This window comes from Cobetia crustatorum, assembly GCF_000591415.1.
Taxonomy (GTDB): Bacteria; Pseudomonadota; Gammaproteobacteria; order Pseudomonadales; family Halomonadaceae; genus Cobetia; species Cobetia crustatorum.
Genome location: NZ_JEMF01000067.1, coordinates 1 through 21,906 on the forward strand (window position 1 = coordinate 1; position 21,906 = coordinate 21,906).

Annotated in this window: 20 protein-coding genes and 1 riboswitch; of the genes, 11 read left to right on the forward strand and 9 right to left on the reverse strand. The window is 57.1% G+C overall.

From position 1 onward, the window contains the following. Nucleotides 1-247 precede the first annotated feature (247 nt). Complete coding sequence (locus tag BF12_RS0113510; protein ID WP_024952731.1) at nt 248-1,459, forward strand: DEAD/DEAH box helicase; 1,212 nt, start codon at nt 248-250, stop codon at nt 1,457-1,459. Between the two features lie 31 nt (nt 1,460-1,490). On the opposite strand, the gene BF12_RS21245 is transcribed toward BF12_RS0113510, so the two are convergent. From BF12_RS21245 to BF12_RS0113525, 3 genes are all read right to left on the reverse strand, one after another. Continuing rightward, nucleotides 1,491-2,615, reverse strand: coding sequence for a GGDEF domain-containing protein (locus BF12_RS21245; protein WP_024952732.1), 1,125 nt, complete (start codon nt 2,613-2,615; stop codon nt 1,491-1,493). A 154-nt stretch (nt 2,616-2,769) separates the two neighbouring features. Next, nucleotides 2,770-4,479: a potassium/proton antiporter gene (locus tag BF12_RS0113520; protein ID WP_024952733.1), complete on the reverse strand. Its 1,710-nt coding sequence runs from the start codon at nt 4,477-4,479 to the stop codon at nt 2,770-2,772. A 142-nt stretch (nt 4,480-4,621) separates the two neighbouring features. After that, the gene (locus BF12_RS0113525) at nt 4,622-5,572 is read right to left on the reverse strand and encodes an aminoglycoside phosphotransferase/kinase family protein (protein WP_144727808.1); all 951 of its coding nucleotides are present in this window, start codon (nt 5,570-5,572) and stop codon (nt 4,622-4,624) included. Between the two features lie 177 nt (nt 5,573-5,749). Continuing rightward, a riboswitch (TPP riboswitch) is annotated at nt 5,750-5,867 on the forward strand. Nucleotides 5,868-5,885: 18 nt separating this feature from the next. Here BF12_RS0113525 and BF12_RS0113530 point away from each other — a divergent pair. The 3 genes from BF12_RS0113530 (at nt 5,886) to BF12_RS20185 (ending at nt 8,784) form a co-directional block, all read left to right on the forward strand. Then, nucleotides 5,886-6,710, forward strand: coding sequence for an ABC transporter ATP-binding protein (locus BF12_RS0113530; RefSeq protein WP_248623720.1), 825 nt, complete (start codon nt 5,886-5,888; stop codon nt 6,708-6,710). Continuing rightward, nucleotides 6,707-7,474: an ABC transporter permease gene (locus BF12_RS0113535; RefSeq protein ID WP_024952736.1), complete on the forward strand. Its 768-nt coding sequence runs from the start codon at nt 6,707-6,709 to the stop codon at nt 7,472-7,474. The genes BF12_RS0113530 and BF12_RS0113535 overlap by 4 nt, the downstream gene beginning before the upstream one ends. Before the next feature lie 89 nt (nt 7,475-7,563). After that, the gene (locus BF12_RS20185; protein WP_024952737.1) at nt 7,564-8,784 is read left to right on the forward strand and encodes an ABC transporter substrate-binding protein; all 1,221 of its coding nucleotides are present in this window, start codon (nt 7,564-7,566) and stop codon (nt 8,782-8,784) included. Between the two features lie 132 nt (nt 8,785-8,916). Here BF12_RS20185 and BF12_RS0113545 read toward each other — a convergent pair whose 3' ends face one another. From BF12_RS0113545 to BF12_RS0113555, 4 genes are all read right to left on the reverse strand, one after another. Beyond that, complete coding sequence (locus BF12_RS0113545) at nt 8,917-10,134, reverse strand: MFS transporter (RefSeq protein WP_035160183.1); 1,218 nt, start codon at nt 10,132-10,134, stop codon at nt 8,917-8,919. Between the two features lie 53 nt (nt 10,135-10,187). Then, on the reverse strand, nt 10,188-10,793 hold the full coding sequence (locus BF12_RS20190) for an alpha/beta fold hydrolase (RefSeq protein ID WP_345917419.1): 606 nt from the start codon (nt 10,791-10,793) through the stop codon (nt 10,188-10,190). Next, nucleotides 10,790-11,011 carry an alpha/beta fold hydrolase gene (locus BF12_RS23425; RefSeq protein ID WP_345917420.1) on the reverse strand — a complete coding sequence of 74 codons (222 nt, stop codon included), beginning with the start codon at nt 11,009-11,011 and terminating at the stop codon, nt 10,790-10,792. The genes BF12_RS20190 and BF12_RS23425 overlap by 4 nt, the downstream gene beginning before the upstream one ends. A gap of 100 nt (nt 11,012-11,111) precedes the next feature. Beyond that, the gene (locus tag BF12_RS0113555) at nt 11,112-12,020 is read right to left on the reverse strand and encodes a LysR family transcriptional regulator (RefSeq protein ID WP_024952739.1); all 909 of its coding nucleotides are present in this window, start codon (nt 12,018-12,020) and stop codon (nt 11,112-11,114) included. Nucleotides 12,021-12,197: 177 nt separating this feature from the next. Between BF12_RS0113555 and BF12_RS0113560 the strand changes: the two genes are divergently transcribed. From BF12_RS0113560 to BF12_RS0113570, 3 genes are all read left to right on the forward strand, one after another. After that, nucleotides 12,198-13,250 (forward strand): YeiH family protein, encoded by a 1,053-nt coding sequence (locus BF12_RS0113560; RefSeq protein ID WP_246116579.1) that lies wholly within the window; start codon nt 12,198-12,200, stop codon nt 13,248-13,250. Between the two features lie 225 nt (nt 13,251-13,475). Beyond that, a complete protein-coding gene (locus tag BF12_RS0113565) occupies nt 13,476-13,742 on the forward strand; it encodes a GrxA family glutaredoxin (protein WP_024952741.1) in 267 nt (88 codons plus the stop codon). A gap of 221 nt (nt 13,743-13,963) precedes the next feature. Beyond that, nucleotides 13,964-15,718 carry a monovalent cation:proton antiporter-2 (CPA2) family protein gene (locus BF12_RS0113570; RefSeq protein WP_024952742.1) on the forward strand — a complete coding sequence of 585 codons (1,755 nt, stop codon included), beginning with the start codon at nt 13,964-13,966 and terminating at the stop codon, nt 15,716-15,718. A 142-nt stretch (nt 15,719-15,860) separates the two neighbouring features. Here BF12_RS0113570 and BF12_RS0113575 read toward each other — a convergent pair whose 3' ends face one another. After that, nucleotides 15,861-16,760, reverse strand: a complete 900-nt coding sequence (locus tag BF12_RS0113575) for a DMT family transporter (RefSeq protein ID WP_024952743.1) — start codon at nt 16,758-16,760, stop codon at nt 15,861-15,863. Between the two features lie 117 nt (nt 16,761-16,877). On the opposite strand from BF12_RS0113575, the gene BF12_RS0113580 reads away from it, so the two are divergent. Continuing rightward, nucleotides 16,878-17,648 carry a VOC family protein gene (locus tag BF12_RS0113580; protein ID WP_024952744.1) on the forward strand — a complete coding sequence of 257 codons (771 nt, stop codon included), beginning with the start codon at nt 16,878-16,880 and terminating at the stop codon, nt 17,646-17,648. A gap of 358 nt (nt 17,649-18,006) precedes the next feature. Here BF12_RS0113580 and nhaD read toward each other — a convergent pair whose 3' ends face one another. Next, entirely contained in the window at nt 18,007-19,314 is a 1,308-nt protein-coding gene (gene nhaD, locus BF12_RS0113585; protein WP_024952745.1) for a sodium:proton antiporter NhaD, read from the reverse strand. Nucleotides 19,315-19,594: 280 nt separating this feature from the next. Between nhaD and yihG the strand changes: the two genes are divergently transcribed. The 3 genes from yihG (at nt 19,595) to BF12_RS0113600 (ending at nt 21,890) form a co-directional block, all read left to right on the forward strand. Next, entirely contained in the window at nt 19,595-20,497 is a 903-nt protein-coding gene (gene yihG, locus BF12_RS0113590) for a 1-acylglycerol-3-phosphate O-acyltransferase, YihG family (RefSeq protein WP_024952746.1), read from the forward strand. Continuing rightward, nucleotides 20,487-21,407 carry a LysM peptidoglycan-binding domain-containing protein gene (locus BF12_RS0113595; protein ID WP_024952747.1) on the forward strand — a complete coding sequence of 307 codons (921 nt, stop codon included), beginning with the start codon at nt 20,487-20,489 and terminating at the stop codon, nt 21,405-21,407. Before yihG ends, BF12_RS0113595 begins: the two co-directional genes overlap by 11 nt. Before the next feature lie 204 nt (nt 21,408-21,611). Next, entirely contained in the window at nt 21,612-21,890 is a 279-nt protein-coding gene (locus BF12_RS0113600; protein ID WP_024952748.1) for a glycosyltransferase, read from the forward strand. Nucleotides 21,891-21,906: the final 16 nt, after the last annotated feature.

Consider the following 21,906-nt stretch of genomic DNA (forward strand, 5'->3'; position numbering starts at 1 on the left):
CTGGCTCTGGCTCTGGCTCTAGCTCTAGCTTTATAGAGTCTTGCTTAAAAGGCCCCCGCTTTAAAGACTCAGGTTGCACGCTGACGCAATGTCTCAGCTTGCGCCCTCCCCACAGCACCTCATGATGCCTGTCATGCACCATGCGCTATAGTGATTGCCTTCCGACACATGCACATCAGCCTTCTATATCCTCTAATATTAAAATCAACTTCTCCAAACCACTTCACACTTTACAAGTAGAGAAAAAATGTCCTTTGCAACCCTTGGATTAAGCGATCCGATTGTACGATCTGTCACTGAGCAAGGTTACCTAACGCCGACGCCTATCCAGGAGAAAGCGATTCCAGTGGTATTGGCAGGCAAGAATGTCATTGCAGCAGCGCAGACAGGCACCGGCAAGACAGCCAGTTTTGTACTACCTATCTTGCAAAAGCTGATTGATGCCCCAGCGGTGCGTGCAAAACGCGTGCATGCAATCATCTTGACGCCAACACGTGAGCTAGCGATCCAAGTTGAAGAGAACGTCCAGCACTATGCCAGACACCTCGATATCAGCTCCATGGCGATGTACGGCGGTGTCGACATTGAGCCTCAGAAACAACGCTTGATTGAAGGTGTTGATATTCTGGTAGCAACGCCAGGGCGCTTATTGGATATGCAAACCCGTCGCGCCATTCACTTTGATGAAACACGCATTCTCGTCATTGATGAAGCTGACCGCATGCTGGACATGGGCTTCATCAGCGACATCAACAAGATTGTCGAGAAGCTGCCGTCAGAACGTCAGAACTTGTTATTCTCGGCAACCTTGTCTGAGCAAGTACGCTTCCTGGCAAGAACGGCCGTCACGGACGCCGTCGAGATTTCAATCACACCTGAAAATGTCACGGTCCCAGAAATTGAGCAGCACCTGATTACCGTCGACAAGGAATTCAAGTCTTCGCTGCTCAGCCACTTGATTCACGAGAACAACTGGCAACAAGCGCTGATCTTCATCGAAACCAAACGGGGTGCGGCCAAGCTGGTCAGCCAGCTGGAAAAGCGCGACATTGCCGCTGAGTCTTTTCATAGTGGCCGTAGCCAGGCCGTTCGTGAACAACTGCTGACAGACTTCAAGGACGGAAAGATTCAGTTTCTGGTAGCGACAGGCATTGCTGCACGCGGCATTGACATTGATGACCTGGAGCGAGTGATCAACTACGACTTGCCCGACGAAGCGGAAGATTACGTACACCGTATTGGCCGTACCGGGCGCGCTGGCGCGGTAGGTGAAGCCATATCACTTGTCTCGCGTGATGATTTCCGAAACCTCTGCGCCATCGAGCAGCATTTAGGCTATTTCGTTACACGCAAAGTGATTGAAGGCTTTGAGCCGACCTTATCCGTGCCTGATTCAAATGCCGCGTATGCTCCTTCAAAAGCTCATAAGGGTCGTCGACATCAATCGAACAAGCGCTAAGTGAAAATCATGAGCTCAGTATTCACTGAGCTCATATAACCCCCGCCACACCGGGCCCTAACACCGGCCCTAGCTGATTGTCGCTGACAAACTGATTGCAACCCTCATGTTTGGCGCGGAACAAGTTGACGTCCGCCTTGGCAATCAGCGCCTCAAGGTCCTTATCGCCAGACTGACGCAATGCCACGCCAATCGACAGACTGACGTCCAGGCTACTAATGCCATCATTGATCACGAAAGGCAGTGCCGAGACTCCCTTGCACAGCCGCTCCGCGACCTGGTCAGCTCGTTTACCATGCAAGTTAGGGCATAGCAGCACGAACTCCTCCCCTCCGTAGCGCCCCACGAGGTCTTCATTGCGCAAGATGCTACGCATCCGCCTGACCAACTCTTTCAGTACCTGATCTCCCGCTTGCCGCCCCCAGGTCTCGTTGATGAGACTCAGATGATCCACATCGACCATCATCACGCTCATCGGGCCAATATCGGCCAACATGCCACGTCCCTTCTCGATCAGCTCACTACGGCTCAGCGCGCCGGTTAACTCATCAAAACGCACGCCTGATTCGAAACGCTGCCGCAGACGATCAGATGACCACCCCATCTGCACCAGCACTAGCGTAAAGAAGATAGTCAGCACGCAGAGGTTGATGACACGGAAAGTGAGCGCCCAGCCTGCCGACAGCGGATTGATCGCCCCTTCCAACATCAATACAACGTAGGCTGCCAGTGGCATGCACAGGCAAGCCGCACACAGCATCACACGGCGCATGAAGGATGTGCGGATGCAGTAGATGCACAGCAGCGCACCGAAGTAGAAATAATCAAAACCCGCTTCAGGACCGAAATAGCGCAGAGAAAAGCTGATCTGGGCACAGGTACCCAAGGCAAGAAGATTGGCTGCCAAGACTTCACGACGCGCACGATGCAACTGCAGGCACACAAGATCGACAACGAGCATCGCAAGATTCAGCGCCAAAATACCCATCTCCCCCAGCCATAGCATCATGATGGCATAGAAAAGATGGCAGGCGACCGCCAGCGTATACACCACATTGAACGTGGCATGAAAGGTTTTCTCGTCCGGCGTCAGGCCGGTCGGGAAGTGTTCAAAGCGCATCAAAAAACGCGCGAGGTGCGGATGTGGACTGGCCATGAGATCGACTCCTGAGCCACTGACCACAATCGGTGGCCAATCTCTGTCATGCACACATTAGCCTGACACAACCAGAGTACGATATTCCTCAGTCGAAAGGTGACCAGTGCATTACACGCACTCCCCTTTTTCTAACGGCCCCTTGCAGTACTCATCAGTGCAGGCGCAGCCCCACTTTGGTGATGCGGTTACCTGCAACCTCATTCACCACCCAGTGAATACCATGCCAATCGACATCATCACCGACGACCGGCACACCACCAACACGACGCGTGATGAATTCGCCAATCGTCAGCTGCTGCTCACCCTGAGAGAGGGTCAGGCCGTAAACATCAGCGATATCTTGCATGCTGGCCCCCCCTTCAAGCGTGAATGTGCCGAAAAAAGCACGCTGCTCATGCTGTAGGCTCTCGCCATTGAACATGCGATTGAGGCTCGGCACATCGCAGGAACGTCCGACGACGCACAGCACATCCTGCTGATGCAGGCAGGTGCTTCCCTTGGGATGTATCAGCACCTTGGAACGAAATAGCGCCCCCACCTTGGCACCGGAGGGAAAACGCAGCATGCGTAATGCGACACCTTCGAGTGCCGTGTTATCGACACGGTAGACCAGCATCTCGTAATCATTGACCGGCATGATACCCAGTAGATTACGCCGACTAGGTTGAGCGCCGGGCGGTACAATCACCTTGAGCCGACGCGCCATTGGTGCCAGCGATGAACCCTGTACCAGAAGCGAGATAATCACGACGAAGAACGCGACATTGAAATAGACAGCCGCATTCTCGACGCCAGTGATCACCGGGAAAATGGCCAGCACGATAGGTACCGCTCCTCTCAATCCTACCCAACTGATGAACCACAGCTCTCGCCACCGGAAGCGGAAAAATGGCTTGAGACAGATAATCACCGCCAGCGGGCGCACCACCAGAATCAGCGCGAAGCTCAAGGCTGCTGCAGGCAAAGCAAAGTGCAGCATGGTCGATGGTGAGACCAACAGTCCCAACATGAGGAACAGGACAATTTGCGACAGATGCGCCAGACCATCATGTACCGGCAGGATATGTTCGAGATGACGCCCAGGATGATTACCAATCATCAAGCCACACAGATAGATGGCCAGAAAACCGCTGCCGCCCATCTCATTGGTGGTCGCGAACAGGCTCAGCCCCAGTGCCAGAGCCAATAGCGAATAGAGTCCGGGGGCCAGATCCAGGTAACGCATCAAGCGGGAAATCAACCAGCCTCCAGCCAGCCCCATGCCAGCCCCGACACCAAACTGCAGCAGGAAGCTCACTACGCCAGCTGCCACCCCTGTCAGTTGTCCGGTGAGAATTTCCGCCAGAGTAATAGTCAGGAAGATGGCCATCGGGTCGTTAGTACCAGACTCGATTTCAAGCGTGGCACCGACACGCTCATTGAGGTGAACGCTTTGTCCGCCGAGCAGCGAGAAAACGGCGGCGGCATCAGTCGAACCGACAATCGCACCGACCAGCAAGCCCTCGATCAACGTGAGATCAAACAGCCACATGGCCAGCAGGCCCACCAGGCCGCTGGTAATGAAGACACCAAAGGTGGCAAGGCAGAGCGCAGGCCTCAAGCCAGCACGGAAGGTAGAGAGGCGAGTACGCAAGCCGCCATCGAGCAAAATCAATGCCAGAGCAAGGTTGCCGATCAGGTAGGCTGTCGAGGCATCGTCAAACTGGATGCCCAGTACACCATCCTCACCAGCCAGCATGCCAAGACCGAGAAACAGCAACAGCAACGGCGTACCAAGACGCGCTGACACGCGACTGGCCAATACGCTCAGCGCAATCAGCATCCCTGCTAATAAAAAGTAATAATTAAGGTTCTCTACCACGTTTTCTCCCCCGCCATGCCCTACACCAGATCTCGAGTGACGTCCGCGACGACTCACAGACAGTATTCCATGTCGAGAGCGGGGTTGCAGAGAAATTTCTCTGCCATTCATGTACTTGCGGCTATCGCCCCTCGCACTGAGCTCAAGGTAGGCTGCGTGGAGAGACCCAGGCCGGTGCTGCCGCCAACGTTGTAAACGGAATCGGGCCAAATGCCTCCATCGCCCACAACAGCGCACGACACAGCCCACGCTGCCCATCAATGTCGACCATGCGGCCATGCCGAGAGTAGCCGGCCATGAACGCCTGACGCTGAGCGGATGTCTCCAATAGCACTTCGATCAAAGCCCAGTCGAATTCGATCGGCGCCCACACGAGTGCCTCCCAGTCGCTCCACACCCAACCGGTGGCGGAACACAGATATTGATCAGCGCGCATGTCTGGCAGACTCCAGACTGCTCGACTCGGTTGGCTAAAGGTACGTGCCAACACATCGCCGAGCTCTGCACGGCGTGGATGCTGCTCGAGGAAGCGAGTGACACGTGTATTCCAGTACAACAACGGCATTGGCTGTGCCAGCGGTTGACCAAAGCCCGAGACCGTATCTTGGTGCAAGCGTCCCAGTTGATCACCAAGCAGCTCACAAAAGGTAGCGCTGAGATCGCTGGGCTGCCCACTGGACCATGGCAGATGCCAGATCGGTGCGCCATCGAGACGCCCGAGATAGGTCAGTGGCAATGGTGGCAGCGGCAAACGTGCCGGTAACGCACTGGCGAGACGCGTCAGCGCTTCGGGCTCACGCCAGCGATCAGCGCCAAATACGCCACGCATGGCACGCCAGAAGGGATCGTTATCGGGCCCGGTACGCGCCAGTTTGATAATGCCGGGCGTGCCGCCGCGTTGACGCCACAGCCAGTTGGCACTGTCGGGCCATGCCAACGCCAGGGGCTCAAGCGATTGACCGAGATAAATTGACAGCCTGCGCGTCAATGCTTCGTCGGGCCAACCACGAGGGAGAGACTCTGGCGGTGCGGCAGGTCGTTGCGGGGGCACAGGGTAATGAGAACAACTCGAGAGATCCGAAGTGTCAGGCATGGCGATCTCCAATCACAGAGGGGCGCAAGCAACATATCCAACAGCATACCCAACTGAATGCCATTCGGCATAGCACGGGCGTGGCACGACAATACTTTCTGACAGGACAGTGACTTGAACGACCTACCCTCCCGACGATGGCAGGGATGCAACCGACAAGGCGGTGGCGTTACACTGTGTGCTGGATGGGGGTGCCCGATAACGGGCTGAGAGCCACTGCGGTCAAGACGCAACACGGCAACCCCTGGAACCTGATCCGGTTGATACCGGCGGAGGGAATCCCGGATACCTGATATTGCGAGACAGGTCTCCCGTGCGCTCCCTCCTGCTGGCACGCCGCCTGACCTCGGACAATATCGTGTCGCTGGGACTCACCCTCAATAATGCTCGCATTGACTACGCCGGCCATACGCTATTCCGCGACCTGACAGCTCGTCTGGACGCTGGCAGCTGGACAGCGCTGCTCGGACGCTCCGGTTGTGGCAAGAGTTCACTGCTGCGGCTGTTGGCAGGGCTCGAGATGCCGGACCATCATCAGCTTGAGCTGCACACTGATGATGGTCGCCCTCTGGTAGGGCGTATCGCCTGGATGGCTCAGCAAGACCTGCTGCTTCCCTGGCGGCGTGTACTGGACAATCTATGTCTGGGCGATGACCTTCATCGGCGGCCACGCAACGTCGCCCGTGCACGGGAGCTGCTGTCCGCAGTGGGATTAGAGGGACGTGAGCACTCTTGGCCGGATGCCCTTTCCGGCGGCCAGCGCCAGCGAGTCGCGCTAGCACGCACCCTTTATCAGGAAGCACCGGTCGTCATGATGGACGAGCCCTTTTCTGCGGTGGATGCCATCACACGCCTGGAGCTGCACGATCTTGCCAGCCGTCTGCTCGACGGGCGTACCGTATTGATGGTCACGCATGACCCGCTGGAAGCGCTGCGTCTGGCAGACCAATTACTAGTGCTACGCCCAGACGCACGCGAAGGCTACGGCGCTGTGCTCGATCGCCTGCCCGGACTATCACCACCGCGGCCAGTGCCTCTCGATACACCCGCCTTGCAACAAGCACAGGCCGAGTTGATAGCGCGACTGCGGGACCCGAATGAGGCCTTCATTCCGGCCGCAGCGGAGGTGAATGCATGAAGCGCCTGCATGCACTGCGCCATCTACTGATCAGCACTTGCGTATTACTAGGCCTCTGGCAGTTGGTCATCGTCATCACTGAAGTCCCGCCCTATATTCTGCCGGCTCCTCGTGCAGTGGCGGAGGCACTGATCCACCAGGCACCCTCGCTTGCCCATCATGCTGGCATTACCTTTACCGAGATTCTGGCCGGCCTGGTATTGGGCATCCTGCTCGGCCTGGGCACGGCGTTGGCACTCGCCTTCATTCCACGCTTGCGCCGCACTCTATTGCCGATGCTATTGATCAGCCAGGTCATCCCGCTATTCGCCATCGCACCGCTATTAGTGCTGTGGCTAGGCTACGACATGCTGTCCAAAGTCGTGATGGCAACGTTGATCATCTACTTCCCCGTCGCTTCTACCGGCTACGACGGTCTGCGTCAGACACGACAAGGCTGGTTGGACCTTGCGCAGACGCTAGGCGCGAGTCCGTGGCGGCTGTTGATCCATATTCAGCTACCGGCCGCTTTGCCATCGCTCGCCTCTGGCATGCGCATGGCAGCAACTGCAGCCCCCATTGGCGCCATCATCGGTGAATGGGCCGGCGCCAGCCAAGGGCTGGGCTATCTGATGCTCAATGCCAACGCACGCATGGAAATCGACCTGATGTTTGCCGCCCTGCTGGTGCTGGTCGCATTTTCGCTTCTACTGTACTTCTCGATTGATGCCCTATTACGCAAGCTGATGCCTTGGCATCGCGACAGCCTGACGCGCCTCAACTGAAGCGGCGCTTTACTGATGTTCTCAATAACGTCCTTCTGCCCGCTATTGAAAGGCAGACCCAATACCTCGTGATTACAAGGAACTCCGCCATGTCTCATGTGTCATCGGTGCCTCGCCGACTCAGCGCACTGGCACGCCAGCTGCGATTACCGCTTGCGGCAGTGTTTGCCTCGCTCTGCTTGGGCACGTTGTCCGGTGTGGCATTTGCCGCAGATGCTGTCGAAGATACCGCCAAGACCACCACGACGCTCACTGAGTCCAAGGCGGCTTCCGAAGACGCCAAAATAGAGACGAGCGCAGAAAATTCAGCAACCGAAAAAGCAGCGACAAAAGAAGCAGCCGCAATGGGCAGCACAGCGGGCGATAAGGCGACTGGTGACAAGACACCAACTGATGAAGCCTCGCCCACACAGGAAAAGCCGCTGATACCACTCAAGGTCATGCTGGATTGGTACACCAACCCGGGGCATGGCCCGCTGGTGCTGGCGCAGGAGCTGGGGCTGTTCAAGCAACATGGCCTGGAGGTAGAGCTGATCGCGCCGGCGGACCCTAGCGTGCCGCCCAAGCTTGCCGCCGCGGAGCGTGTCGACATTGCCATCAGCTATCAGCCACAACTGCACCTGCAGGTGGATCAAGGCCTGCCCTTGGTGCGCATCGGCACTCTCGTGGCCACGCCGCTCAACGTAGTGGTCGTGCGCGCCGATAGCGATATCAAGTCGATTGCCGATCTCAAGGGCAAACGGGTCGGCTATTCCGTCGGCGGTGTCGAAGAAGTACTGCTCTCCACCATGCTTCAGCATAGTGGGCTGAGCCTTGATGACATCACGCTGACCAACGTCAACTTCTCGCTGACACCATCATTGCTGACCCGTAAGGTCGATGCTGTCACTGGCGCCTTCCGTAATTTCGAGCTGGCCCAGATGGCACAGGAAGGCGTCAAGGGACGTGCCTTTTATATCGAAGAGGAAGGCGTACCGACCTATGACGAGCTGATCTTTGTCGCCAATAGCGACAGCTACTCGCGCAAGCACGCTCAATATGCCGCCTTCCTCGCAGCCGTGGGCGAGGCGACGGCCTGGATGATCAATCATCCTGACAAGGCATGGGAGATGTTCCGCGACTCCGACCCCGCGCTCGACACCCCGCTCAACAAGAAGGCCTGGTATGCCACGTTACCGCGCTTTGCGCTGCGTCCTGCGGCACTGGATGCCGGACGCTATCGTGATTTCGAGAACTTCCTGTTTGAGCGTGGCATGATCAAGCAACGTCAATCACTCAGCCACCTGGCCGTCGACGTCAATGCGCCCTGATGCTCTGAGCGTCTGATACTCTGGTTCAGGCCCAGATTGATATTCCAATGTAAAAGCGCCCTGTCGGCATGCCGACAGGGCGCTTTTGGGTGGAGCTTCTCGTGTGTGTCGCATCACTGGTTCTAGCGTACGCTACACATCCTGGCTGGGGCTCTTCGCCAGACGCCATGACAACCAGGCCATCTGCAGCGGCTGGATCATCAGTGCCACCACCAGCACGGCTACCAGCAAGGGCATGCCTTCCAACGCACCACTCGGCGTACTGACCAATAACCCCGCCCCGAGATAGCTACCGGCAGCAGAACTCAGATGCTGTACCGCACTCTGAGTGCTGGTGAAGGCGGCGCGCTCATGGTCGGCCGGAATGAAGCTATTGAGCGTGTTCTGAGCGACTCGACGCGCCGAGGAGAACAGCATGTAAGCCCCAAAACCTATCCAGATCAACGACGGACCGGGCGAATGCAGCAGGAAGGCCCACCCGACAAGCGCTGTCAGCAGGCAGGTAATGGTGCCGGGCCAGACACTGCCGTAGCGATCACACAGACGGCCAGTCAGCTGCATGCCAACCAGTGAAAGCCCGCCGCCAATCATGTAGAGCCCACCGAGGTCTTCACGCGGCAAGTCCAGGTTGAACAACAGATAACTGGCCAGATTGGGAATGACCAGGAAGTTGCTGAACATGGCCGTGGCAATCAGTGCCAGGCCGAGCCGATGATTTGGCTGGGCCAGAATCGCCATGATCGTGGTGCCCTTGCGACTGCGATTGCGCGTCTCCGGGTTATCAAGATGACCTCGAATCGGGGGCAGAATCCAGGCCAGCAACCCACATATCAGCAGCGCCAATAGCGCTACCGCACGAAACGGTGCCTGCCAGCCGAAGCCTTCCGATAGCCACAGCGCAAAAGGCAGCCCAAGCACTGACGCGACCGAGAAAGCGCCCATCACCATGCCCATCGCACGTCCCCGCCGGATACCAGGCACGACATCGATTACGATAGCCAATGCCGTCGCCGCGGCAGGTCCGCCAAACAGCCCTCCTAGCATACGCGCCGCCAGTAACGTCTCGTAGCCGGTCGCGAAACTGGCAATCAGATGACATAGCGCAGCGCCAAACAGAAAACCGAGCACCGCCCAGCGGCGGTCGAAACGGTCGGCATGCCGTGTCCACAATAGCGTCCCGACAGCCGCCGCAAGCGGGTAGCTACCGACGATGTAGCCGAGCCGGTCCAGCGGAATGCCCAATGACTGTGCGAAGTCAGGCCCCAGTGCCATCACCATGGTAAAGCCCATGATGACGGCAAATTGCAACAGAGTGACCAGCGCCACCACTAATCGCTCATGAGTGGTCACGGGAGATGGAGCACCATGTGATACCTGGCGCGGGTGTCGTGATGACGGCTTGCTCAAGTGCGTGAGTCGCGATCAAGAAACACCAGCACTGCCTGCTGAAACTCCGCTGCACGCTCAGCATGCAGCCAGTGACCAGCATCCAATGAAGCATCTTCCAGCGCCGGAAAACGCTCACGCATCACTGCCATACCATTCTGCTGTACGTAGTTGGAACGTGCGCCCCACAGCAGCAATGTCGGTAGCTCGACCGGCCCTGCTCCCTGCGGTGCTTCGACAATCTGCATGTAACCCGCCGCGATCTGATCCAGACCGACCCGCCAGCCCATACTGTCATCCTCGAGGCGCACCAGATTGGTCGCGAGGAATTGGCGAATGGCCGGTGTGTCGACATGCTGTGCCATCACGCCATCAGCCTCCTTGCGTGATGCAGGATGCGCGTCGCGCACAGCCTCAAAGGCTGCAAATATCTCATCATGACCGTGGCCATAGGCCACTGGTGCGATATCGGCGACGACAAGACGACGCAGGCGCTCAGGAGCGTCAAGTGCCACTTGCATCGCGACCTTGCCGCCCATCGAGTGACCCAGCAGATCGCACTGCTCGATCTCGAGGCGATCAAGCAAGGCGATGACATCAGCTGCCTGCTCCGAATAACTCATGCCCGAAACATGTGGCTGCGGCCATGGTTACGCAGGTCTACCGCGATCACACGCCGTGTCTCAGCCCACGACTTGATATGCGAACGCCAGTTATCTGCGCTGCCAAACAGACCATGCAGGACGACCAGAGGGGGGGCTTCCTGCAGAACATTACTTTCTACTTGAGCGGCTGCACGAGCGTCACTCTCATTATAAAAAAGCTCGACCGTTGTGCTCATCACCACCTCTATGGACACCAAGTTTTAGGAAGCACTCATGTTAGCAGACTATCTAGGAGATGCGCTCGGCTAGCAGAATAAGCTTAACCAGCAGACAGACTCAGCCAGGGCTAGCCTCCAGATAGACTTTGACGGCCTGCCATAGCGGACTGCGATAACGCTCCGGATGCCACAACATCGAAAAATGACGCTTGAGATTGAGCTGCGGTGTCGGCAATACGACCAGTTCGCCGCGGGCCAACTCGGCGGCCACCGACAAGCGCGACAGACAGCCGATTCCGAGCCCGGCGAAGACGGCCTGTTTGATCGCTTCATGCTGCCCTAGCTCCATACGCACCTTGAGTCGCTCAATACGCCCGTGCAGCGCCCGCTCAAATACGGCCCGCGTCCCTGACCCTGCCTCACGCAGAATCCAGTCAGCGGTCGCCAGGTCTTGATCACCGAGAGGCTCACCCCGCAGCGCCAGCGGATGCGTCGGTGGCGCGACCACCACCAGCTCATCTTCGCGCCAGGTCTGACTCATCAGGCGCGGCGCATGACAGTCACCCTCGATCAGTCCCAGCTCGGCATCGTAATTGAGCACGGCCTCAACCACCTGATGCGTATTGCGCAGACGCAGGTTGAGTTCAGTCCCCGGATGCTCACGCATGAAATTGCCTGCCAGACCCGGCAGAAGCCAGGTGCCAATGGTGGCACTGGCCGCAATCTCCAGCTCACCGCGCAAGTGCCCCCCCTCAAGATCCGGTTCACGAGCTTCCAGCTCCAGCGCATGTGTCTGCTCAAGCAATTGCTCGGCACGCGCCAGCAAACGACGCCCATTGGCATTCAATGCCAAGCGCCTGCCGAGACGCTCAAACAGCTGCACATCCAGGTGGCGCTCCAGCTCAGAAAGCGCCTGACTCGCCGCCGATTGTGACAGTCCGATCTCACGCGCCGCAGCGCTTACCGACCCGTGACGTGTCACGGCAACGAACACCTGCAATTGACGTAGGGTGATATGGATTTGCATATCGATTTTTCCGGTAAGCAGTAAAAGAACAATCGACTAACCAGCCAATGATATTCCTGGATAGACTAATCATCAAACCAGAGGCACTAAGCACACATCATCTGCCTCACGCACTGCCTCGTGCCAACACGATAACAATACGCAGCATTTCTGCTGATACCTGTAAGGAGAATGTCCATGGACGCACAGACCCTGACTGCCCCCTCTATCTCTGAACAGCTGCGCCGTATGGTGCCTGGACTTGCGCTGTGTGGCGGTCTGACACTTGCCGGACTGGCGCTGCATGCTATCCCGGCATTGGCCTCCACCGGTGTCAGCCCGCTGGTCTTCGCATTGTTGTGCGGCATTGTGGTCGGCAACCTTCCCATCGTCAGCCGTCATGCCAAGACGCTGTCGCCTGGCCTGCATATCGCGACCAAGAAGCTCCTGAGACTCGGCATCATCCTGTTCGGCCTGTCCATTACTCTGCAGCAGATTCTCGGTCTTGGCTGGAGCGTGGTCTTTCTCGATATCCTGGTCATTACTGCCGTCATGAGCAGCGGCTACTTCATCGGTACTCGCTGGCTGGGACTTGATCGCGATACCGCCCTGCTGACCAGCGCAGGCTCTGCCATCTGTGGCGCTGCGGCAGTCCTGGCGACGGAGTCCATGATCAAGGCGCGCCCAGCGGCTACCGCGATGGCCGTTGCCACAGTCGTGCTGTTCGGCTCACTGGCCATGCTGGTCTATCCGCTTCTCTATCCGATGACGGGCATGCATGAAGGGTTGTTCGGGATCTATATCGGCTCCACCATCCACGAGGTGGCACAGGTCGTCGCCGCCGGTGAAGCGGTCGGTCCGGATGCCCTCGCCAACGCGCTGATCGTCAAGCTGATGCGCGTCATGATGCTGGTGCCCTTCCTGCTGCTACTTCCGAAATTGTGGGCCATGCGTGCCCGCACCGACGGTGACGAGCGCGAATCCGGCGGTAGCATGACCATCCCGTGGTTCGCGCTTGGCTTCATCGCCATGGCCGGCATCAACAGCACCGGTGAAATTCCCGCCACGCTGCATACCAGCATGTCGACGCTGGGGAGTGTAGCGCTGACCATGGCCATGGCTGGGTTGGGTGTCGAAACACGCATCGATCGCCTGCGTTCACTCGGCATGAAGCCTTTCCTGCTGGCCTTGATTTTGTTCGCCCTGCTAATGGTCGGCGGCTTTGGTGCCAACCTTCTGCTGATGGGTTAAGCCTGATCCAGGCATTGGAGTCACCCAGCTGGACAGCTGATCAATAGACGCCCCAAGCAACGAATGAGTCAGGTGATTGATTCCCGCAATCGCTGCAGTAGCACCGCTCAATTGGCAAACCCAGCGATGCTGAAGCACAATAGCGACCAACGAATCATTCACCGGCCTTGCCGGAAACTCATTTCCAGTCACGTTAACCTGTGCTGAGATATTCAGGAGAACATCATGCTTGCAGTCATTTTTGGTCGTCCGGGTTGCCCTTTCTGTGTCCGCGCCAAGGACCTCGCCGCAGAACTCACCGCCAAGCGCGATGATTTCGACTATCGCTATATCGATATCCATGCCGAAGGCATCAGCAAGGCCGACATGGAAAAGACCATCGGTAAGCCGGTGGATACCGTGCCGCAGATCTTTGTCGATCAGAATCACATCGGTGGTTTCACCGAGTTCAATCAGTATGTGCAAGACGAAGCGCTAATGCCGCAGGCCTGATACCTCAGCTCTGGCACCTCTGCTCTGAAATGTCAGTACCAGCGCTCGAGATTTGCACCAAGGCCTCGCATAATGCGAGGGCCTTTTTGTGTCTGGTGATAGGGTAATCAAGACATCCTGTTCAGCCTCGTTGCCCAACAAGCAGGTATATCGCTTGCGACCCCGACGGAGGCCAGCGACAATTTGCGACTTCTGGCCTACAGATGGACAAGGAAGCGAAAATGAGTATGTTGTTGGAAGGTGCCGTGCTGCTGGGCTGTGCGGTGGTTGCCGTGCCGCTATTTCAGCGACTTGGTTTGGGATCTATCCTTGGGTATCTGGCCATCGGGGTACTACTAGGGCCATCGCTGATCGGCTTTATCTCTGACCCCGGTGAGGTACTGCATTTCGCTGAATTCGGCGTCGTCATGCTGTTGTTCATGATCGGGTTAGAGCTTGAACCCAAGCGACTGTGGGACATGCGCCTCAAGCTGATCGGACTCGGTAGCGCACAGATGCTGTTGTGTGGCGCACTGCTAACCCCTGTCGGACTATGGCTAGACCTGTCTCTTACGTCATCGATACTCCTCGGGTTCATTCTGGCGCTGTCCTCCACCGCCTTTGCCCTGCAAGTCCTTGGTGAGAATCACCAGCTCGCCACTCCGCACGGCCAATCAACCTTTGCCATCCTGCTCTTCCAGGATCTCGCCGTCATTCCTCTACTGGCGCTACTGCCATTATTCTCGGATAACTTTGATTCGAGCACCGGCAGCGGCTGGTTAGGCGTGATCAAGGGTATTGGTATGGTGGCGGCCGTAATTATCGTCGGACGCTTTGTCGTACCGCGCTTGCTCAAGATGGTGGCGCGCAGCGAAATTCACGAGATCTTTACCGCCGCCGCATTATTCGTCGTGATCGGCACTGCCCTGCTGATGGAGTGGGTCGGCCTATCGATGGCACTCGGTGCCTTCCTCGCTGGGGTACTGTTGGCCGATACGGTTTATCGTCACGAACTGGAAGCCAACATCAACCCCTTCAAGGGACTGCTGCTGGGGCTGTTCTTCATGGCAGTGGGCATGTCAGTCGACGTATCACTGGTGATGGAGCGTCCTCTCACCGTCCTCGGGCTAACGTTGGCCCTGATGTTTGGCAAGGTGCTGGTAATCGCGCTAATCGGACGGGCTGCACGCCTCAAACTGGCCGAGGCGCTGCCACTGGCAGCGGTGCTGGCACAGGGTGGCGAGTTCGACTTCGTCCTGTTGACCGCCGGTATGGCCGCGGGCATCTTTGATCAGACACTGACCAGTCTAGTGATCAGCGCAGTGACACTCTCGATGGCTGCCACCCCCTTCCTCTATCGCTTTGCTCACAAGCTGGGAGCAGCGAGCGAGGCCAAGCGTCCTTACGACGAAGACTTCGGCGAAGAGTCACCGCAAGTGCTCATCGCAGGTTTTGGTCGCTTCGGACAGATCAGTGCACGTCTGCTGAAAACCCAGGGCATCAACTTCACCGCCCTCGATCCCAACATGGCGCAGGTCGAATTCGTACGTCAGTTTGGTTCGCGCATCTTCTACGCGGATGCCAGCCGTGCAGAGTTGTTACGCGCGGCAGGTGCCGAACACGCACGCATCATGCTGGTGGCCGTGGATGACGCTGATACCACTACGCATATCGTGCGTATGGTGCGTCATCAGTTCCCACATCTTAAGCTATTCGTACGGGCCCGAAACCGTCACCATGCCTGGCAACTGATGGAGCTGGGCGTCGAGCACGTCATTCGTGAAACCTACGCCAGCAGCCTCGAGATGGGTGGAGGGTTGCTGGGAGCACTGGGGTACCCGAGTGCTCGCGCCAATGAGGTCGTACGCGCCTTCCGCGAGATGGATGACGATATGCTCAAGAAGGACTTTGACAATCGCCATGACCAGAAAGCACTGGTATCCAGCGAGCAGGCCGCCATGGCCGAACTCAAACGTCTCTTCCAGAACAACACCTGATATCACCACGGCTACTCTCGCCAGTGCTTCTGCAGATGATATGTGCAGGTTGTAGGGGTGATATCTACTGGCAACAAACAAGAAGGCCGACCCCTTGTGGAGTCGGCCTTCTTGTTTGTTACGCCCAGCCAGGCGTCTGCCATCACGAACGCGTGATGCGCCCACCCTGCAGCCGCGAGCGCCACTGAGGACCAAACAGGTACGCGCATAGCCCAACGACAATCAGCAGCGCACCTGACAAGACACGGCTGGAGATCAGCTCACCATTGAGTGTAGCGCCGAGACTCATCGCAAATATCGGCGTAATCAAGGTCGCCAGTGCCACCGTGCTGGCCGATAACCGCGACAGCACAAAGTAATAGCATAGATAACCAATCAGAGACCCGAACACCCCGAGATAGAGAATGGCTCCTAGCGGCCGACCCACGGGCAAGGCAGCTGGCACACCATCCACGACCAGCGCACAGATGAAATAAAGAGGTAGCGAGACCAGTAACGCTCCCTCTGTCTGTACAAGAGGATGCAGCCCTGCCCGCTCGCGCTGCACCAGCACACCCGATGCAGCGAAGCAGTTAACCGCCAGCAACATGGTCAGCACTCCCTTCCAGCTACCCGGCGGCAATGCCAGAGAATCCGAAACAGCAACGGCCAACCCACCCAATGCCAATACGAACCCTAACCATTGCAGCTTGTCAAGTGGCGCACTTTTCAACCACCAGCGGGCATAGAGCCCCGACAGCAGCGGTGCGAGTCCAAAGAGTAACGACATGATACCGCTTGGTAACCAGCCTGCTGCGATATAAGCAAAGTACATGCCACCCCATATTCCTAACGCTGCCGCGATATAACTGCGCATGGCCGCTACCGAGAAGTCCATTTTCAGCCCCATCACGCGTAACAATGGGTAACCAATACATGCGGCAATTAACATCCTACCCATGGCCGACCATGCAGGCAGCCACCCGGAGGCACTCCATGAAATCGCCAGCGGTGTCGTCGACCACACCATGAGAACCACGCAATACGCCACCAGCACTGGCATTTTCACTCTCCGGACAAAGGGCTGAAAAAATCGGATAAAGGCGTTGAAATGCCTTCTGGGCAACTACCTATAATCGCTTCCAGCACAGGGTTCATATAACCCGTTCAAGGAGGCAGCATGCAACGCGAGGAATTCCAACAACAGCTATGGCTGGACTTTGTTCACCAGCATCCGGATATCGGAGCACTGGACATCTGGCCAGATAGCATCAAGCCCGAATATCTGATGTTCCTGACGCTCGATCAAGGACCGTTTCGGAGCGAAAAGCTACTTCCAAGCCTTTATCACCAAGGCTATCGCCGCATCAAACAGTATGCGATGGCCGACCGAGGCTTATTGGTGGATCTGCTGCTCCCCCCCGATGGTGGAGCAGCAGTAATGCTGGCCGAGCTACAGGCCAATAGCCTGCCTCCTCTACATCGTGACTTGCTAAAATGCCTGATTAGCCAGAGCCATCGCGACGACTGCAAAGGGCAGAATCTTCTTGCGCCCTGCCGCCCCTGGAACATGCCGAACTGGCCAACCTTCGAACGTTTGCTGGAAGCCAATCCGCTGGCCGCCTGGCTGTCAGTCATGGGGCCCCGTCTGCATCATGTCGGCTTCAATGCCAATGAGCTCGGCGAAACCCTGGAAGCCGTCTGTGAAGGCATGCTGATGCAGGGCATGGCTACACAGTCAGGTCGCCATCATGCGATATTGCCGATCAACCCCAAGCTGGAATATCACTACTACCCGGCACACGCGCAGCGCATGGTCTTTGCTGATGGTGATGAGCATATGGTGGTATTGGGCGGTATTGCACTATTGGCAACGATGAAAAGCGACCAGAATCAGCGGGCGGCAGAACAATTGCTGCCGGAGTATACGCTCTGCCAGCTAAGCGCATAGCTCTAGCGCCTGACGTAATAATCCAAGCCTTCGCCGGAAACGACGAGGGCTTTCATGTATCCCGATCCAGGTAAACCACTGCTGCTATCCGCTCATGTGCACGGCTAATCGACACGAAACATACGATTCACCATCTCATCTGAACGTCGTAAAAAGGTTATCAACAGAAGCTGTGGAAAAAGCTGTGAAGAATCTCTGTACATCTACTCGTTGTCATCGGTATCAAGCTACTGACAACAGATTGATCAAAAAACCATCAACAGCTTTCAGCAGTCAGAGACCTCATTGCCAATATCCACTCTACTGCTGGCCTTGCTACCTGCTCTGTTACCGCGTCTTCTGACAGCGCAGCTGCTGATCAACTAACCAGCTGCTGGAGAGATATCAGTGTCAGCGGCATGGACATCGGTGTATCAGTGACCTGACTGCCCAGCCAATACGCGCCCATATAGCCAACGCTATAGGCCAGCAGTAAGGCGGGGAAAAAGCGCAGATAACTCATGAAGCTGACTTCTCGCACCTTGGATAGCGCTATCACCCCTGCCGCAGAGCCAATGACCAGCAGCGATCCCCCCACCCCCGCGGCGTAGGTCATTGCCAACCACTCCGCGTCATTCATGCTGACATCTGCCTTGAGCACTGCTGCCGTCAGCGGCACGTTATCGACCACTGCCGACAACAGACCGACCAGGTAATTGGCCTGCATGGCTGGCATCAGCTCATACAGATGAGCCAACCCTTCCAGCAGGCGAGCTTCCTTCAGCGCACCCACCATGAGCAGGATGCCGAGGAAGAACAGCAACGTATCAAATTCGATTATACGAATGTAATCAAGGATACGCCTCTCTTCATTATCACTCCGTCGCTCGGCGAAATGTCCCAGCAGGAACATGATTGACATCCCGAACAGGAAGGTCAGCAACGGCGGAATGCCAAACAGCACATTGAAGCCAAGTGTTGAAAGGATGGTCGCCAGAAATAACCAGGCCACAATACGGTCTAGTCGGCGAGTCTCACGGCGTTCTCGCGACAGCGTCACTTCTCCACCCAAGCCGGGTAACAGTAGCGTCGCCAACAGCATCACACTCACGAAGGATGGGATGGCCAATAACATCAATTCGCTGATACGCACCTTGCCGGCGAGGAATATCATCAGGGTGGTGACATCGCCCGTTATCAGTGCCACACCACCAGAATTGACCGCAAACACTGCCAGTACTGCAAAGCGCAGGGTCTTCTTGGGGGGCAATCCTAACGACAGCACCAACGTCAACGAGACCAGCGTGGCGGTGATGTTGTCCGCCAGCGATGAGAAAGCGAAAGCAAAGGTGCCAGTCAGATAGAGCAGCCCTCGCTCACCGATCCGCTTGGGCAGCAGACGATAAATCAGGTTGGCGATCAATCCCTTGGCATTCAGGTAGGCGACAAAGGTCATGGCGGCCATCAAAAAAAGCCATAATGTGGCGATTTCCAGCAGATTCTCATTCAGCGCCTCTGCTACGTCATCCACTTTCAGCGCCATCGGACCGAAGATAAATAGCAGCAACCAGCTAAACGTCCCCAACAATAGGGTCGTCTTGGCCTTGTTGAGGTGAATCACGTCCTCGATCGCAATCAGAACAAAGGCGGCCAACGCCAGCCCCACCAACAATATCTGCAACCACATGTCACTCTTTCTCCCTGAGTTGCCGCCCTGAATTGTCACCCGGTGCGACAGCAGTTAGTAGCGCATACACTGGCCAGCTCATCATGAGCAGACTTCATCGCCTTGGGGTCGACTGGCAAAATAGCCGACATGTGCATGACACCACACGGCGCAAAGCGCCACCATTCGACCTGCGATGCGTTCAATAGACGCAACGACAAGTTGCTTGGATCTGTGGTTTCGGGGTGGGCTTCCACTCGCCGGTGAATTACGATGGCGCGATCTGATGAAGGAGTCATGCATGTCGAGTATCAGAGGCGTCATCAGCCTGCTATTTCTGATCATCAACACCTTGTTCTGGGCAATACCGCTCTACCTATTGGCACTACTCAAGCTGATTACCCCTTCACGACGCTTGCAACTTCACCTGTTGGAAGGATTGAACTATCTCGCCATGGGCTGGATTGGTACCAATAATGTGTGGATTCATGCATGGATACGTCCACGCTGGCATATCAGCGTGCCAGCTGCGCTGAAGGACGGGTCCGCTCATCGTCGCTGGTGGCTGGTGATTGCCAATCACCGTAGTTGGACCGATATTTTCGTGTTGCAATACGCATTGCATCGTCGCACCCCTATGCCCAAGTTCTTCCTCAAGCAGGAGTTGATCTGGGTGCCGGTAATCGGCTTGGCCTGGTGGGCGTTGGAATTTCCCTTCATGCGTCGTTATAGCCGTGAACAGCTGGCAGACAATCCTCGTCTGGCGGCACGTGACCGCGAGGCGACACGGCGTATCTGCGAGCGAGCGCGTCAGGCACCAATGGCAATCTTCAACTTTGTCGAAGGCACACGCTTCACACCGACCAAGCATGATGAGCAGCAAAGCCCGTTCACTCAGCTACTCAGGCCGCGTGCCGGGGGCAGTGCTCAGGTGATCAATATTCTTGGCGACCGACTTTCGGGCATTCTCGATGCGACCCTCGATTATCGCCATGCCAGCGCCAGCTTCTGGGGATTCCTGTGCGGGCACGGTGGCGATATCAGCGTCGATATCGTGCAGCGCCCTCTGGAACCTTGGATGCTGAGCGGGAATTATCATGCGGATGCCGCCTATCGCGAGCGCTTCCAGCAATGGCTCAACCAGGTCTGGAAGGACAAGGATGCCCGACTGTCACGCGCAGGAAATGACATTGATGAATACTGAAATCGTCCACAATGGTGGCCGTGCTTTTACACTCCCCTCTCTCAGCGCTGCTCTTCGCTGGCTGGGGCTCGCGTGCCTGTCACTGTGGCTTGGCGGTTGTGCAACAGGTAGCTATTCGGGCTCGCCGGCTGGCCAATGGGTCACCATTCAGCAAGGTGATACGCTGGGCAAGATCGCGCGTGATGCCGATATTCCCTTGTTGCGTCTGACGCGCTTCAACCCCGGCGTCAAGATTCGTGACCTCAAGGTTGGCCAACGCATCCTGGTGCCTACCGCCAGCGAGCGAGCGCCCTCTGGCGGTCCTTATCGGTACCAGATGCGCCCCGGTGACACCTACTCCAAGGTCGGACGTTACTTTGCTGCCAGTCCTCAACGGATTCAGGCGGCCAACACGGGGCTGAATCCGAATGACCTGAAGGTAGGGACGCTTATTTCGGTACCACTCAATGGCGGACCCAGTCGTAGCAGTGCCCCTGTGGGACGCGCCAGCGCCGGCAGTCTTGTCGCGCGCCCAGACCCGGGGCCTCTGAAGAAACCGAGGCAATTGTGGCGCTGGCCCGCGAGCGGTCAGGTCACGCGTGAATTCGGCACCAACGGCAACGGACAGCTTGCGCCGATGCAGATTCGCACTGGCACCAATGGTGTCGCTAGCGCACCAGCCAAGGGGCAGGTGCGTTTCGCCGATACCATGCGGCAACTGGGTAACGTGGTCATCATTCACCACTCTGGCAATCTGCAAAGCGTATTGGCGCAGTGTGGTGAGATTCTCGCCAAGGTTGGACAGCAGGTCACACCGGGCACACCGCTATGCCGTGTCGCGCAAAGCCATAATGGCCAGCATGAGCTGCTCTTCGATGTGCGGCATGGTGGCAAGCCCATCAATCCACGCGACATCCTCGAGAAGCGCTGAAGCTGTTGATCATGAAGACATTGCGCTTAGTGATATCGATGTAAGCAACACCTGTCTCGACGGCACTTTACGCCAGCCGATCGGCATACCCCCCATGACACCCGGCCTTCACAGGCTCGGGTGTCATCACTTCGTCACCTGCCTGTTATCTCGTCGTCACCCCACTGGCCAATACTTTCCTCAATGGCCACCTAGGGAGACGTCATGGAGCGTATTGCCTTCGTCAGTGAAACCTGGCACCCGGAGATCAATGGTGTGGCTCATACCTTGAGTCATCTGTGCGGGCAACTCGCCGCACGCGGCTGTGAACTCCAGCTCATCCGTCCTGCCACACGTGATGGCAGTCACGAGCCCCGCGCACAGCAAGAACTGCAGGTCAGTGGCTTCCGCCTTCCCGGTTACGACAGCGTTCAGATCGGTGTTCCCGCACCGCGCCGCTTGATGCGACTGTGGCGTCGATATCGTCCGACGGTAGTGTATTGAAGTGGACCCCATCCTT